This window comes from Mycobacterium sp. NPDC050441, from assembly GCF_040655355.1.
Classification (GTDB): domain Bacteria; phylum Actinomycetota; class Actinomycetes; order Mycobacteriales; family Mycobacteriaceae; genus Mycobacterium.
This window is the reverse complement of sequence record NZ_JBFAJS010000008.1, coordinates 14,159-27,512: the sequence shown is the minus strand read 5'-3', so window position 1 is coordinate 27,512 and position 13,354 is coordinate 14,159. Positions and strand designations below refer to the sequence as shown.

At 67.7% G+C, this 13,354-nt stretch carries 16 protein-coding genes; 5 read left to right on the top strand and 11 right to left on the bottom strand.

The window, feature by feature from the left end:
• Positions 1-56 precede the first annotated feature (56 nt).
• From AB0I14_RS23285 to AB0I14_RS23250, 8 genes are all read right to left on the bottom strand, one after another.
• Complete coding sequence (locus tag AB0I14_RS23285; protein WP_358026499.1) at positions 57-1,382, bottom strand: acyltransferase; 1,326 nt, start codon at positions 1,380-1,382, stop codon at positions 57-59.
• Between the two features lie 79 nt (positions 1,383-1,461).
• The gene (locus tag AB0I14_RS23280) at positions 1,462-3,093 is read right to left on the bottom strand and encodes a cation acetate symporter (protein ID WP_358026497.1); all 1,632 of its coding nucleotides are present in this window, start codon (positions 3,091-3,093) and stop codon (positions 1,462-1,464) included.
• On the bottom strand, positions 3,093-3,437 hold the full coding sequence (locus tag AB0I14_RS23275; protein WP_358026494.1) for a DUF485 domain-containing protein: 345 nt from the start codon (positions 3,435-3,437) through the stop codon (positions 3,093-3,095). The genes AB0I14_RS23280 and AB0I14_RS23275 overlap by 1 nt, the downstream gene beginning before the upstream one ends.
• A gap of 144 nt (positions 3,438-3,581) precedes the next feature.
• On the bottom strand, positions 3,582-5,312 hold the full coding sequence (locus AB0I14_RS23270) for a cation acetate symporter (RefSeq protein ID WP_358026492.1): 1,731 nt from the start codon (positions 5,310-5,312) through the stop codon (positions 3,582-3,584).
• Positions 5,309-5,677 carry a hypothetical protein gene (locus AB0I14_RS23265; protein ID WP_358026490.1) on the bottom strand — a complete coding sequence of 123 codons (369 nt, stop codon included), beginning with the start codon at positions 5,675-5,677 and terminating at the stop codon, positions 5,309-5,311. The genes AB0I14_RS23270 and AB0I14_RS23265 overlap by 4 nt, the downstream gene beginning before the upstream one ends.
• The gene (locus AB0I14_RS23260) at positions 5,670-6,467 is read right to left on the bottom strand and encodes a LytTR family DNA-binding domain-containing protein (RefSeq protein ID WP_358026488.1); all 798 of its coding nucleotides are present in this window, start codon (positions 6,465-6,467) and stop codon (positions 5,670-5,672) included. The genes AB0I14_RS23265 and AB0I14_RS23260 overlap by 8 nt, the downstream gene beginning before the upstream one ends.
• A complete protein-coding gene (locus tag AB0I14_RS23255; RefSeq protein WP_358026486.1) occupies positions 6,464-7,663 on the bottom strand; it encodes a histidine kinase in 1,200 nt (399 codons plus the stop codon). The genes AB0I14_RS23260 and AB0I14_RS23255 overlap by 4 nt, the downstream gene beginning before the upstream one ends.
• Before the next feature lie 49 nt (positions 7,664-7,712).
• Positions 7,713-8,015 carry a DUF732 domain-containing protein gene (locus AB0I14_RS23250; protein ID WP_358026484.1) on the bottom strand — a complete coding sequence of 101 codons (303 nt, stop codon included), beginning with the start codon at positions 8,013-8,015 and terminating at the stop codon, positions 7,713-7,715.
• 124 nt (positions 8,016-8,139) lie between these two features.
• Between AB0I14_RS23250 and AB0I14_RS23245 the strand changes: the two genes are divergently transcribed.
• The 3 genes from AB0I14_RS23245 (at position 8,140) to AB0I14_RS23235 (ending at position 9,392) form a co-directional block, all read left to right on the top strand.
• Positions 8,140-8,496 (top strand): limonene-1,2-epoxide hydrolase family protein, encoded by a 357-nt coding sequence (locus tag AB0I14_RS23245; protein WP_358026481.1) that lies wholly within the window; start codon positions 8,140-8,142, stop codon positions 8,494-8,496.
• Positions 8,497-8,554: 58 nt separating this feature from the next.
• Positions 8,555-9,142, top strand: coding sequence for an HhH-GPD-type base excision DNA repair protein (locus tag AB0I14_RS23240; protein ID WP_358026479.1), 588 nt, complete (start codon positions 8,555-8,557; stop codon positions 9,140-9,142).
• A 100-nt stretch (positions 9,143-9,242) separates the two neighbouring features.
• Positions 9,243-9,392 carry a DUF1059 domain-containing protein gene (locus AB0I14_RS23235; RefSeq protein WP_003882209.1) on the top strand — a complete coding sequence of 50 codons (150 nt, stop codon included), beginning with the start codon at positions 9,243-9,245 and terminating at the stop codon, positions 9,390-9,392.
• Positions 9,393-9,482: 90 nt separating this feature from the next.
• Here the strand turns inward: AB0I14_RS23235 and AB0I14_RS23230 are convergent, their stop codons facing one another.
• Positions 9,483-10,478, bottom strand: coding sequence for a hypothetical protein (locus AB0I14_RS23230; RefSeq protein WP_358026474.1), 996 nt, complete (start codon positions 10,476-10,478; stop codon positions 9,483-9,485).
• Between the two features lie 41 nt (positions 10,479-10,519).
• Entirely contained in the window at positions 10,520-11,170 is a 651-nt protein-coding gene (locus AB0I14_RS23225) for a hypothetical protein (protein ID WP_358026472.1), read from the bottom strand.
• A 186-nt stretch (positions 11,171-11,356) separates the two neighbouring features.
• On the opposite strand from AB0I14_RS23225, the gene AB0I14_RS23220 reads away from it, so the two are divergent.
• Positions 11,357-12,583, top strand: coding sequence for a mannosyltransferase (locus tag AB0I14_RS23220; RefSeq protein ID WP_358026469.1), 1,227 nt, complete (start codon positions 11,357-11,359; stop codon positions 12,581-12,583).
• Here AB0I14_RS23220 and AB0I14_RS23215 read toward each other — a convergent pair.
• Complete coding sequence (locus tag AB0I14_RS23215; RefSeq protein ID WP_358026466.1) at positions 12,552-12,845, bottom strand: 4a-hydroxytetrahydrobiopterin dehydratase; 294 nt, start codon at positions 12,843-12,845, stop codon at positions 12,552-12,554. The genes AB0I14_RS23220 and AB0I14_RS23215 overlap by 32 nt on opposite strands.
• Positions 12,846-12,872: 27 nt before the next feature.
• Between AB0I14_RS23215 and AB0I14_RS23210 the strand changes: the two genes are divergently transcribed.
• The gene (locus tag AB0I14_RS23210; RefSeq protein ID WP_358026463.1) at positions 12,873-13,271 is read left to right on the top strand and encodes a (deoxy)nucleoside triphosphate pyrophosphohydrolase; all 399 of its coding nucleotides are present in this window, start codon (positions 12,873-12,875) and stop codon (positions 13,269-13,271) included.
• Positions 13,272-13,354 lie beyond the last annotated feature (83 nt).

Genomic DNA, 13,354 nt, shown 5'->3' with positions numbered 1-13,354 from the left:
CTGCGCACAGATCGCGATTCTGCGGAATTTCGCGATCCGTGCGCAGTCTCGATGCGTCAGTCTCGGGCCAGTGCGCGGGCCGCGACGAGCGCGGTCAGCATGACTGCCACGCAGTACACACCCTGATCCTTCAGACCCCAGGCGACCGAGGTCAGCGTCGCCGCACCGGCCAGGCACAGCAGCCAGCCAACCGCGGCGCTGCGGATGCCGGTGCCGGCCACCGCGCCGCCGTCCCACAGCGGCAGCGGCGAGTTCTCCAGCGGCCGCAGCGCGACGAACGCCATCGCGACCAGCCCGGCCATCAACGCCAACTGCAGTGCCGACAGGGCCAGGAATCCGGGCGCGGACGGGTCGTAGCGGTCGGCGCCCAGGTAGTCGAACACCAGGTGCAGGCCCAGCAGCAGCGGCATGTGCCACAGGTACAGCGTCATCGCACCGGAGTTCCCGATCGCGGTCAGCCACCACACCCGCGGCCGCTGCGCCCACCGGTTGATCGCGGGGGCGGCGGCAATCGCAAACGCGCACATCATGATTGCGTGACCGGCCAGGAGCAGTGAGGGCGGCGTCATGTTCTTCAGGTGCTGGGTCTCGATGCCGACCAGGCTCAGCTCGTAGGGGCCGAAGTACAGGAGGGCCAGGTTCACCCCGAGCATGCCGATCCCGATCTTGAGCGCGGCGCCGCTGGACAGCAGGTGGCGACGGTAGGCGACACCGAACACACCGGGGATCAACCACACCACGGTGTTGAGGTAGCCCAGTGTGGCGTAACCGTCCATGTTGATCCGGATCGCATCGATGACGGCGATGAAAGCGTAGGTGCCGATCACCGCGCCGGCCACCTGCCCGGTCGTGGTGATGCGGGCCAGCAGCGGCACCGCCGCCAACACCAGGACGTAGGCGCCCAGGAACCACAGCAGCTGGATGGAGATCCCCGCGATGGGCTCGTAGACATGCTCCGGCAGGACGAACCGCAACACTGCCAGGGTGACGGTCCAGAAGGCCAGGTAGTAGAACACCGGGCGGTAGAGCCGGGTGCAGCGTCGCAGCAGCCACCCGCCCCAGGACGAGCCGGGCTTCCAGGACTGCACGGAGGCGGCCACGCCGGCGAAGAAGAACAGCGGCATGATCTGGAACACCCAGGTCAGCGCCTGAAAGACGACAGATGCGGTCAGCAGGTTGCTCCAGATGAACACGTCGTCGCGGATCGTGCTCGTCGCCATGACGGTGTGGCCGAACACCACACCGACGAGCGAGACGATCCGGATGACGTCGATGGCCCGGTCCCGGTCGGCGGGGGTCTGGGCCTCGACCTCGGCGGGGGACGGGAACAGCCCGGCTTTCGCGGGGGCTTTCTTGGAAGCTGTGTCAGCAGCAACGGTCATGGCAGAAACGCTATGGCCTCGCGGCTGCGTAGTCCCTAGGTAGAAGCACTCAACTTCGCCCGGCCCCCGCGTTGACCGGCTAGTGGCTGACCGCCTTCTCGGCGCCCACGCCCGTCAGCGACCGCACTTCCATCTCGGCGTTGAGTTCGGGGTTTCCGGTGTCGGCGGAGGTGAGAGTGCCGATGATGCCGAGTGCGAAGGCCAGTGGAATGGACACGATGCCCGGATTGGCCAGCGGGAAGAAGTCGAAGTCCGCCCCCGGGATCATCGCGGTCTTGGATCCCGACACCGCGGGGGAGAACACGATCAGCACGATGGTCGAGATCAGTCCGCCGTACATGCTCCACAGGGCGCCACGGGTGTTGAACCGCTTCCAGTACAGCGAGTACACGATAGTCGGTAGGTTGGCCGCGGCTGCCACTGCGAAGGCCAGCGCCACCAGGAATGCGACGTTCTGGCCGTTGGCCAGGATGCCCAGCCCGATTGCGAAGATGCCCAGCACCACGGCGGTGATGCGAGAGACGCGTACCTGTTCGTCCTCGGTCACCTTGTGGGACTTGAGCACTGAGGCGTAGACGTCGTGGGCGAACGAGGCCGACGCCGTGATGGTCAGGCCGGCCACCACCGCGAGGATCGTCGCGAACGCCACCGCCGAGATGACCCCGAGCAGGATCACCCCGCCGAGTTCGAACGCCAGCAGCGGGGCCGCGGAGTTCACGCCACCGGCCGCACCGAGGATCCGGTCCGGGCCGACCAGGGCGGCCGCGCCGTAGCCGAGCACCAAGGTGAACAGGTAGAAGGCGCCGATCAGCGCGATCGCCCAGACCACCGACCGCCGGGCCTCTTTGGCGGTGGGCACGGTGTAGAAGCGCATCAGCACATGCGGCAGGCCCGCGGTGCCGAGCACCAGTGCCAGCGCCAGTGAGATGAAGTTGATCTGCGAGGTGAGCGATCCGCCGTACTGGGCGCCCGGCGCCAGCACGTCGCGGCTCGAGACGCCCTTGGTGGTGGCCTCGGAGATGGCCGATTGCGCCGATCCGAGGATCTCGGAGAAGTTCAGCCCGAACTTGCTCAGCACCATCACCGTCATCAGGGCGGCACCGACGATCAGCAGGACGGCCTTGATGATCTGCACCCAGGTGGTGCCCTTCATCCCACCGACGAGGACGTAGACGATCATCAGGAGGCCGACGACGGCGATCACGATCGACTGCCCGGTCCGGCTGTTGACGTCGAGCAGCAGCGCGACCAGACCACCGGCCCCGGCCATCTGGGCCAGCAGGTAGAACAGTGACACCGTCAGCGTCGAGATGGCCGCGGCCAGGCGTACCGGCCGCTGCTTGAGCCGGAAGCTCAGCACGTCGGCCATGGTGAATTTGCCCGTGTTGCGGAGCAATTCGGCTACCAAGAGCAGAGCCACCAGCCAGGCCACCAGGAAGCCGATCGAGTAGAGGAAGCCGTCGTAGCCGTAGACCGCGATGGCGCCGGCGATACCGAGGAAGCTGGCCGCCGACAGGTAGTCGCCGGCGATCGCGATGCCGTTCTGCGGGCCGGAGAAGCCGCGGCCACCGGTGAAGAACTCGTCGGCGGTCGCGTTGCGCTTGCTGGCCTTGATCACCACGATCATCGTGACGACGACGAAAAGGCTGAAGATGCCGATGTTGGCGACGGGATTGCCGACGGTCTCGGCGGCGAGGACGGTGGTCGTCATCAGGCTGTGCCCTCCAGCTCTTCGCGGATGGCGGTGGCGCGCGGGTCGAGTTCCCGGTTCGCGAAGCGCACGTACAGCCCGGTGATCAGGAACGTGGTGAGGAACTGGCCCAGCCCGATCAGCAGGCCGACATTGATGTTGCCGAACACCCGGATGGCCATGAAGTCGTGGGCGAACGCACCAAGGGCGACGTAAAGGCCGTACCAGACCAGGAAGAACGCGGTCATCGGAAAGACGAAGCGGCGCAGGCGGGTACGCAGTTCCTGGAATTCAGGACTTGCCTGCATGGCGAGGAACTGCTCCCCGGTGGGGGCAACCCTCTCGGGAAGGTCGGTTTCGGTCACCCGAGGACTCCTGACAGTTGACTGTGAGATAGCGGAAAACCTAATTGAGAGCTGGGTCACATGCGATGCGAATCGGGGCCGAGACGCCGAATTCGGTGGACGCTGCGGTGAGCGGTCGGTCGAGGAGGCTGAGCGGCAGGCGGATCAGCCGGCCGGGACCCGCTCGACGCCCAGGCCCAGGCGTTCCGGCACGTGCATGCGCGCGAAGATCTGCGCGACGCCGGGGGTGGGCCGGGTGAACAGGCTGACGACGATCATCGTGAGGAAGGCGATCGGCACGCTGACCGCTGCCGGGTAACCCACCATCACCGCGGGCCATCCGCCGAGCACGGCGTCGTCGACACCGCCGCTGATCGCCACGAGCACCGCGCCGCCGCAGACACACCCGCCCACCACGAGCCCGCAGGCCGCGCCGATCGCCGTCAGGCCGCGCCACCAGATGCCGAGCACCAGCAGCGGGCAGAGGGTGGACGCGGCAACCGCGAACGCCAATCCGACACTGCGGGACAACTCCAGCCCGGACACCATCAGTGACAACGGGATCGGGATCAGCCCACCGGCCACCGCAGCGATGCGGAAGTCGCGCACCCGGCCGCGCAGCACATCGGTGGCCAGCGCGCCGGCGATGCTGATCAGCAGGCCCGAGGAGGTGGCCAGGAATGCCGCGATGGCACCCGCGGCCACCAGGGCGGCCAACAGTTGGCCGCCGATCCCGCCGACGGCCGCACCCGGGGCCAAAAGTACTGCAGCGTCGGCAGTTCCGGTGATGAGCAGCTGCGGGACGTACAACCGGGAGAACACCCCGAGCAGGATCGGGAAGAAGTAGAACACCGACAGCAATGCCACCACCGCCAGCGCGGTGCGCCGGGCGGCCCGCCCGTCGGGGTTGGTGTAGAAGCGGACGAGCACGTGCGGCAGGCCCATCGTGCCCAGGAACGTCGCGACGATGATGGACAACACCTGATAGAGCGGATGTCCGCCACCCAGGCCTCCGCCCGAGGCGATCCACTCACCGCCCGTGCCCGGGGTGCCGGCCACCACGGGCGTGGCGGCGCCGGCCTCCAGCGTCAGCGTGGTGCCCGCGCCGAGGGTGTGTTGCCCGGGTGCGGTGATTCTGGCGGACTCGACATGGCGGCCGTCCAGATCGCCGGACACGGTGATGCCGGCCGGTTCGATCACCTGGACCATTACGGCGGTTTCGATCTGCACCGTGGTCTGCTGTTGCACGGTGGGTGGCAGCGGGCCGCCCAATTCGCCGCGGTCACCGATGAACAACCCCAGAAGCGCCAGGGCCGGGACTGCGATGGCGGTGAGCTTGAGCCAGTATTGGAACGCCTGCACGAACGTGATCGACCGCATGCCGCCGGCCACCACATTGGTGATGACGATCGCGGCGACCAGCAGCGGGCCGATCCAGACCGGAACGCCCAGAAGCGTTTTCAGGGCGAGCCCGGCCCCCTGATACTGCGGGGCCAGATAGAACAGACAGATCACCACGACGACGAGCATGGCCACCTTGCGCAGGCGGGCCGAGCCGAGCCGGAACTCGGCGAAGTCGGGGACGGTGTAGGCCCCCGAACGCCGTAGCGGTGCGGCCACGAACAACAGCACGCCCAGATAGCCCGCGGTGAAACCCACCGGGTACCACAGCGCGTCGGCGCCGTACTTGGCGATCAACCCGGCCACCCCGAGAAATGAGGCAGCCGAGAGGTATTCACCGGAGATCGCGGCGGCATTCCACTGCGGGCCGACGCTGCGGGAGGCCACCAGGAAGTCGGAGGTGGTGCGCGACAACCGGACTCCGTAGGCGCCGATGGCGATCGTGGCTACCACGGCGGCCAGCAGGGCAGCGGCGGTCAGCGGTGCGCCGGTCATGGCTCGCTGTCGACGACCCGGACGAAATCCCGCTCGCCCTGTTCGGCCAGCCGCACATACAGCCGTCCCACGCCGTACAGCAGCGGGTAGAGCAGCCCGGCCAGGATCAGCCAGTTGAGCCGGATCCCGAACACGGTGAGCGCGGCCAGATCCGGCACGGCGGCATTGAGCAGCACGAGTGCGACCACGACCGTGATCACCACCGCGGCCAGTCGCAATGCGAGCCCCAACTGGGTGCGGACCAGGCCGCGCACCAGTGCGTCGCCCACCTGCGTCTGCTCGGCCACCTCGATGCGGGTGCGCACCATCCGGGTACCGCGGCGGTGGGCGAGCACGACGCGTTCACGCTGCGGCCGCTCACTCATCGGTGCCCACCGGCTTGAGGGAACGCATCGGATCGCGGACCAGCCGGTCGCGCAGTTCACGGGCCTGGCGCCGGCTCACCGGAAGTTCCACGGCGGGGGAGGTTCCGTTGGCGCGCAACCGGACCAGCACCGCGCCGTCGGCCGTGCGCAGCCCGGTGACCTGCCGCAGTGACACCAGGTACGACCGGTGGATGCGCTGGAACCCGTGGTCGCGCCAGCGGGTCTCCAAGGTGCTCAACGGGATTCGCACCAAATGGGCACCGGTGGCCGAGTGCAGCCGCGCGTAGTCACCCTCGGCTTCGACCCAGCCGATACTGTCGCGGGGCACCAAGTGGGTGATGCCGCCCAGTTCGGCGGGAACCACATTCCAGTCCTGGTCCTCGGGCTGGGGTGCGCCGGTCGGCTCGGCCGGGGCCTTCGGCGCTGCCGAGGCAACGCGGCGCACGGCCTCGTCCAGACGGTTCTGCCGGATCGGCTTGAGCAGATAGTCGACGGCGCCGACATCGAAGGCCGCCACCGCCTTGTCCTCGTGGGCGGTCACGAACACCACGGCGGGCCGGTTCGCGTAATTGGCCAGCACCCCGGCCAATTCGATGCCGGACAGGCCGGGCATGTTGATATCGAGGAACACCGCGTCGATGGCGTGCTGGTTGAGTTCGCGCAGTGCCGAGGTGGCGTCGGACGCGGTGTGCACCTCGCCGACGTCGGGATGCCGGCCCAGCAGGTAGGCCAGCTCGTCGAGTGCGGGTGCCTCGTCGTCGACGGCGAGCACGGTCAGGTTGGAGCTCACCCCAACGCACCTCCGCCGGCTCGGACCCCTGAGCGGAACTTCGGCACGCGCATCACCACTTTGGTGCCGGCACCGACCGCTGTCTCGACCACAAGACCGTAATCGTTGCCGAATGCCGCGCGCAGCCGATGGTCCACATTCGTCAGCCCGACCTGGGCGGATTCGCCGGTGCGGTCGGCCAGTGCGTCGCCGGGGCCGGCGCGCAGCGTGTCGGGATCCATGCCTGCGCCGTCGTCTTCGACGGTGATCACGCACTCGGTGCCCGCGTCACGGGCGACGATCTCCACCGATCCGCCGCCGTTGCCGGCCAGCCCGTGCCGGACAGCGTTTTCCACGAGGGGTTGCAGCGCCAGGAACGGCACCACGACATTGAGCACCTCGGGGGCCACCTGCAGCCGCACCCGCAGATTCGTGCCGAACCGGGCCCGCTCCAAGGTGAGATAGCGGTCGATGTTGCGCAGCTCGTCGGCCAGCGTCGTGTACTGCCCGGCCGCGCGGAACGAGTAGCGGGTGAAATCGGCGAATTCCAAGATCAGTTCGCGGGCCCGGTCCGGGTCGGTGCGGACGAACGAGGCAATCGTGTTGAGCGCGTTGTAGATGAAGTGCGGGCTGATCTGGGCGCGCAGCGCCAGCACCTCGGCCCGATCCAGACGGGCGCGCGATGCGTCGAGCTCGGCGAGCTCGATCTGACTGGCGGCGTAGCGGGCCACCTCGCCGACCGCGCCGAGCATGCCCGGGCCGGGGCTGGCCGGGGCCAGCACCACCAGGGCGCCGAGTACCTCGCCGCCCTCGGTCAGCAGCGGCTGTGCCACGACAGATGTCGACCGTGCGGTGTGCATGACCCGGCGACCCGCACTGATCGACTCGCGGGCGGTGTCGGCACAGACCTCGACGGTTCCGGGTTGCCAGATGGCCTCGTCCTCGTGGTCGCGGGCCAGCAGGGCCGCGTCGTCGTCGAACAGGGCCAACCCCGCGGTACCGGTCAGCTCGCGCAGATACGGCGCCGCGGTCTGGGCGGATTCGGTGTCCAGGCCCTGCCGTAACGCGCGGGCGGCCTGCGCCGCGGTGTGCAGTGCGGCATGTACGGCGCGTTCGGTGGGGGTGGCCACCACCCGTCGGGTGCGCACCACGACGACGGCGGCGACCGCCGCCAGGATCAGCGCCAGGGCCAGCGCGACTGCAACCTCGCCGGACATCGTGCGGCCAACCTTAGATGGCTCTGCGGCGAAACCGCAGCTAGCTCACCTATTGAACCGGGCAGGCGTACTTTCTGGCCACGTCGTACACCCGCTGCTCCGAACCGGGGCCGAAAACGCCTTGCGCAGCCAGTTCCCAGCTGATGTATCCCGGTATTCCGCCCGTGCAAGCCTGGTGGGCGACACGCCACGCGGTATCCGGATTCAAGTGGAATCCATTGCGCTCCAGGCCCTGCATGTATTCGTCGAACGCCGGCGTGCCCTGGTCGGGGATCGCGTTGGCCGTGGCGGCCAAGGCAATCGCGGTAACCACCGCTGCAAAAAGTGGTGCAACGACGCGTCTCATGTCCATCTCCTACGGGCAAATCCACCGGTTATCGGGTACACGTTCGCACATTCCACCGACGCAAACGTCAAAAATCGTCTTGACCCGTACTTTTGCCACATCTCGGCGAACGCAATGCTGTACTGGGCACGTGAATTCGGAACAGGTGGTGCGGGCCGAACTCGAATCATGGTCGACTCTGGACGTCGAGCGGATCGTGGCGCACTTCGCACCGGATGCCGTCTGGGTTGCGCAGACCACGCTGACTCTGCACGGCATTGATGAGATCCGTGCGGCAGTCACCGAATGGGTTGCCAGGATCACCTTCGCCGAACTTCGGCTGGTCAACATTGCCACCAACGGCGATGTGGTGCTGACCGAGCGCGTCGACGTCTTCACGTTCACTGACGGCAAGGAGATCGCCTTGCCCGTCATGGGTGCCTTTGACGTGGTGAACGGAAAGATCACGGCGTGGCGCGACTACTACGACCCGGGCTCACACGGCTGACAACCTTCGTGGTTGTCAGCAGTCCGCTGTCGGCGTCGCGGAGCCCTAAACTGGCGACGTGGGAAAGCTGCAGCTAGTCCAAGATCCGGAGGCCGACGCCCTGCTGGAGTCCAACCCGTTCGCGCTCTTGGTCGGGATGTTGTTGGATCAGCAGATTCCGATGGAGACGGCATTCGCCGGGCCCAAGAAGATCGCCGACCGTATCGGCGACGTCGACGCCCGGGAAATCGCCGACTACAACCCGGACAAATTCATTGCGCTGGTATCGCAAACCCCGGCCATTCACCGGTTTCCGGGGTCGATGGGCAAGCGGGTGCAGGACCTCGCGCGGGCCATCGTCGACGAGTACGACGGCGACGTGACTGCGCTGTGGACCGCTGGCGATCCCGACGGCAAAGAGGTGTTGCGCCGGCTCAAGCGGTTGCCCGGGTTCGGTGACCAGAAGGCCCGGATCTTCTTGGCGCTGTTGGGCAAGCAGTGCGACGTGAGGCCGACGGGCTGGCGGGAGGCCGCGGGGGATTACGGCACTGCCGGCAGCTTCATGTCGGTGGCCGACGTGGTCGACCCCGGGTCGTTGCAGAAGGTGCGCACGTACAAGAAACAGATGAAGGCTGCCGCGAAGGAAGCCAAGGCTGCCAAGGCCTGATTTGCATCGACTCTGCGTACAGATCGTGTTTCGGCGCGGAATCGCGATCTGTGCGCAGACTCGGGGTTGAAAGCTGGGCTACCTATGCAATGGTGAACATATGGCGAAGACACATCTGAACTGCCCGTGCGGCGAAGCAATCAGCGGGACGGACGAAGACGACCTCGTTGAGAAGGCTCAGGCGCATCTGGCCCAGCAGCATCCCGGGCGCGAGTACGACCGGGAAATGATCCTTTTCATGGCCTACTAGGCCCCAGACTTACAGCCCCAAACAAAATTCCCGGTCGCCGGCCATGAGGCAAGCGACCGGGAATTTCGTTTCCCCATTCATATGGTGTGGTCAGGGCACCACCGTGGATCCGATGGTGGGCATGAACTGGCACTGCTTCTCGGTCGTGGTGACCTGGCCGAAGACCGTCGTCATGATGCTGCCCGAGCCGGTGTCGGCGATCGCGGTCAGCGTGGTCGGTCCTTCGGGGTTGATGTCCGAGCGCGGCTGAAGCGTCACGCTGCCGGACTTGCCGGTCGTCAGGTTCACCCAAGTGGCGTTCAGCGGCAGCTTCTGCTCGGCGGCCGGGCCCGGGGTGCCGATCGCGGTGAACACGTACGCGGTCTGGCCGGGTTTCGGGCCGGGCAGCGGGATCGTGGCCGGGCCGGCCACTGAGATCGCCGTCGCCAGAACGTTTCCGCCGTCCTTGAGGCAACCGTTGCTGATCGACGGGTACATGAAGTCCTGCGTCGTCGGCGTGTCGGGCCCGAAGCCCGGAGGCGGCGTCGGCGCCGGGGCCGGCACGGCGTCAGGGGCCGGGATGGTGGCCGCGGCCGGGACAGCCCCGGGAGTGGGAGCGGGCGCCGCTTCGGGAGCCGGTGCCGGAGCGGGTGCCGGAGCGGGTGCGGCTTCGGGAGCCGGAGCCGGGGGAGCCGGCAGTGCCTCTGGGGCCGGCCCGGCCGCGTGGGCCGGGTCGACACCCATCGGCAGGTGAGCGTCGCCGCCGGCGCCCAGAGCAGGAACATGCTCGGGTGCGGCGACGGGCTGTGCCGCGAAATGGTTGACCGCCGTTGCGACGTTGCGGGATTCCGCCGATTCAGATTTGTTGGCAGCGAACGCCTGCGCGGCCGCCATCAACAGCTGTACGGCGCCCCCGGGGTCGGCTGCGGCCTGCTGGATGATCGGGCTCAGACCCTCCATCGCAGGCAGACCGGGTGCCTGCACCGCGTCGATCGGCAGCGGTGCCGGATCGGCGTTCGCTACGGCGCTGCTGAACAGCAACAGGGTGGTGGACCCGATTGCAGCGGCGGTGCCGAACATCGTTTTCAGGGACTTACGCGGTGACATGGCTCTCCCAATCGTTTCGGGCGGTCAGACCAGTTCGGGGATCAGGGCAGGCCGGCGGTCAGCAGGGGAGCCAGTGCCATGACCTCCGGGTTGAGGGCAGCGGGGGCCGCGGCTGCCGGAGCCACAACTGCCGGAGCCGCTGCCGCTGCCGGGGCCAACGGGGCTGCCGCGGTGGGCAAAGCCGTCTGAGCCGCGACCGGAGCCAGCGAGGCCAGATCACCCGGGATGTTCACCTTCTGGGGCAGCGGGAAGGGCATCCCGGGCACCTGCGGGATAGTCAGCTCGGCCGAGGGGATCAGGGATGCCGGGCCCGAGACCGGTGCGGTCGCGGCCGGAACCGCCGGTGCCGCAGCCGGGGCGGTCGCGCCGGGCAGCAGCGACCCGAGCGGTGACGTCGCAGCCGGTGCGGCAGCTGCCGGTGCCTGCGGCAGTGTCACCGAGGCGGTGGCCGACGGAACCGGAGCCGGTGCGGCGGCAGGGGTGCCGGTCAACGCGGAGCTCACACCCTGCAGCAGTTGCGGCGCGGCGGCCGGCACGCCGGCGAGTTGGTTGACGATCGGCAGGTTCGGCGCGGGGACCGGGGCCGGGGCCACCGGTTCGGCGTTCGCTGCGGCGCTGAGGGCCAACGCGACCGGGACTGCGCCGGCGGCCGCGATCATGCTGGTGGAAAGTGCTTTCCAGGTGAAGATCATGGTTCTCCCAATCGGTTGCTTGCACGTCTGAAGGCGAAACTATCGAGTTACTGGTGGGACTCAAGTGACACGTGTGGCGGTTATTCAACCGTTACTGCTCTGACCGAATTCGTTATCTCGCAGTGTCTTGCGCGTGACGCGTCGGGAGCCACGGTGGCGTGACGAACCGAGCGGGTCGCTAAAGTCGTGTCCGTTAACACCGAACCGGCCACCCACGTCTCAGCAACCGCGCGGCTCTACCGTCTGGCGCCTGTGTTGCTGGTCCTCAGCATTGCGGCGCGCCTGGCGTGGACGTATCTCGTTCCCAACGGCGCCAACTTCGTCGACCTGCACGTCTACGTCGGCGGCGCCGCCACCCTGGACGGTCCCGGCGCGCTCTATGACTACGTCTACGCGGACCAGACACCGGATTTCCCACTGCCTTTCACCTATCCGCCGTTCGCCGCGGTGGTGTTCTACCCACTGCATCTGCTGCCCTTCGGACTGGTCGCGTTCTGCTGGCAGATCGGCATCATCGCCGCGCTGTACGGCGTGGTGCGGGTCAGTCAGCTGTTGCTCGGCGGCCCGGCTCCCCGGCGTGTCGCGATGTTGTGGACGGCTGTCGGCATCTGGACCGAGCCGCTGCGCAGCACCTTCGACTACGGACAGGTCAATGTCGTTCTGGTGCTGGCGGTGCTCTATGCCGTCTACAGCAATCGCTGGTGGCTGTCGGGGTTGCTGGTGGGCCTGGCGGCTGGGGTGAAACTCACGCCCGCGGTGTCGGGGCTCTACTTCCTGGGCGCACGGCGCTGGGCCACCGTGGTGTTCTCGGCCGCGGTGTTCTTCGGCACGGTGGCGGTGTCGGCGTTGGTGATCGGGGATCAGGCGCGCCGGTACTTCACCGAACTACTGGGTGACGCGAGTCGGATCGGGCCCATCGGAACGTCGTTCAACCAATCCTGGCGCGGCGGGATCTCCCGGATCCTCGGCCATGACGCGGGATACGGTCCGGCGGTGCTGCTCGGCATCGCCGTCACCGCGGTCCTTGCGGTGCTGGCATGGCGGGCCATCGGCGGCAGCGCGGACCGGCTGGGCGGGATCGTGATCGTGAGCCTGTTCGGGTTGCTGCTTTCACCGATTTCGTGGACGCACCACTGGGTCTGGCTGATGCCGCTGATGATCTGGTTGCTGCACGGGCCGCTGGCCGATCGGGTGGGAGCGCAGATCCTGGGCTGGGGCTGGCTGGGGCTGACGCTGGTCGGTGTGCCGTGGCTGCTCAGCTTCGCGCAGCCGACGATCTGGGAGATCGGCCGGCCCTGGTATCTGGCCTGGGCCGGGCTGGTCTACATCGTCGCGACGCTGGCGACGCTGGCCTGGATCGCGACGAGTGCGACCAGCGCGCCTAGGCCGGCTGGTCGGCCAGAATCCGGTTGATCTCCTTGGCCATCTGAATGTCCTTCTCGGTGATCCCGCCGGCGGAATGTGTCACCAAGGCGAAAGTGACTGTGCGCCATCGGATATCGATGTCCGGATGATGGTCCTTCTCCTCGGCGAATTCGGCGACGCGGCGTACCGCGTCGATGCCGTCGAGGAACGTCGGGAATTTGGTGGATCTGCGCAGGGCGCCCGCCGCGCGTTCCCAGCCCGGCAGATCGGGCAGTGCGGCGTCGACCTGATCGTTCGATAACACGGCCATATGCCCGACGGTATACCGTCGGGCGCGATGGAAGAACAGATCGTCGTAGCCGGTGCCCTGTTCTCGGAAGCCAGGCTGTTGGTCGCCCAACGGCAACGGCCGCCGGAGCTTGCGGGGCTGTGGGAACTGCCCGGTGGCAAGGTGGCCCCCGGCGAGAGTGACGCCGACGCCCTGGCACGCGAATTGCGGGAGGAGCTGGGCGTCGAGGTGAGCGTCGGTGCCCGGCTGGGAGCGGACGTGGCGTTGCACTCCGGTATGACGCTGCGCGCCTACCGGGCAACTCTGACCGCGGGCAGCCCGCAGCCGCACGACCACCGGGCGCTGCGCTGGGTCACCGTCGACGAACTCGACGATCTGCCATGGGTACCCGCCGACCGGGCCTGGCTTGCGGATCTGGCGGCCGCGCTCGGTCCGAGACGCGCGTAAACAACGCCGATGTTGTAGATAACGTTTCACTGAAACCAGCGCGCGTGCCGTAGGCGGATGCTTCGCTAGACGGGTGACCACGG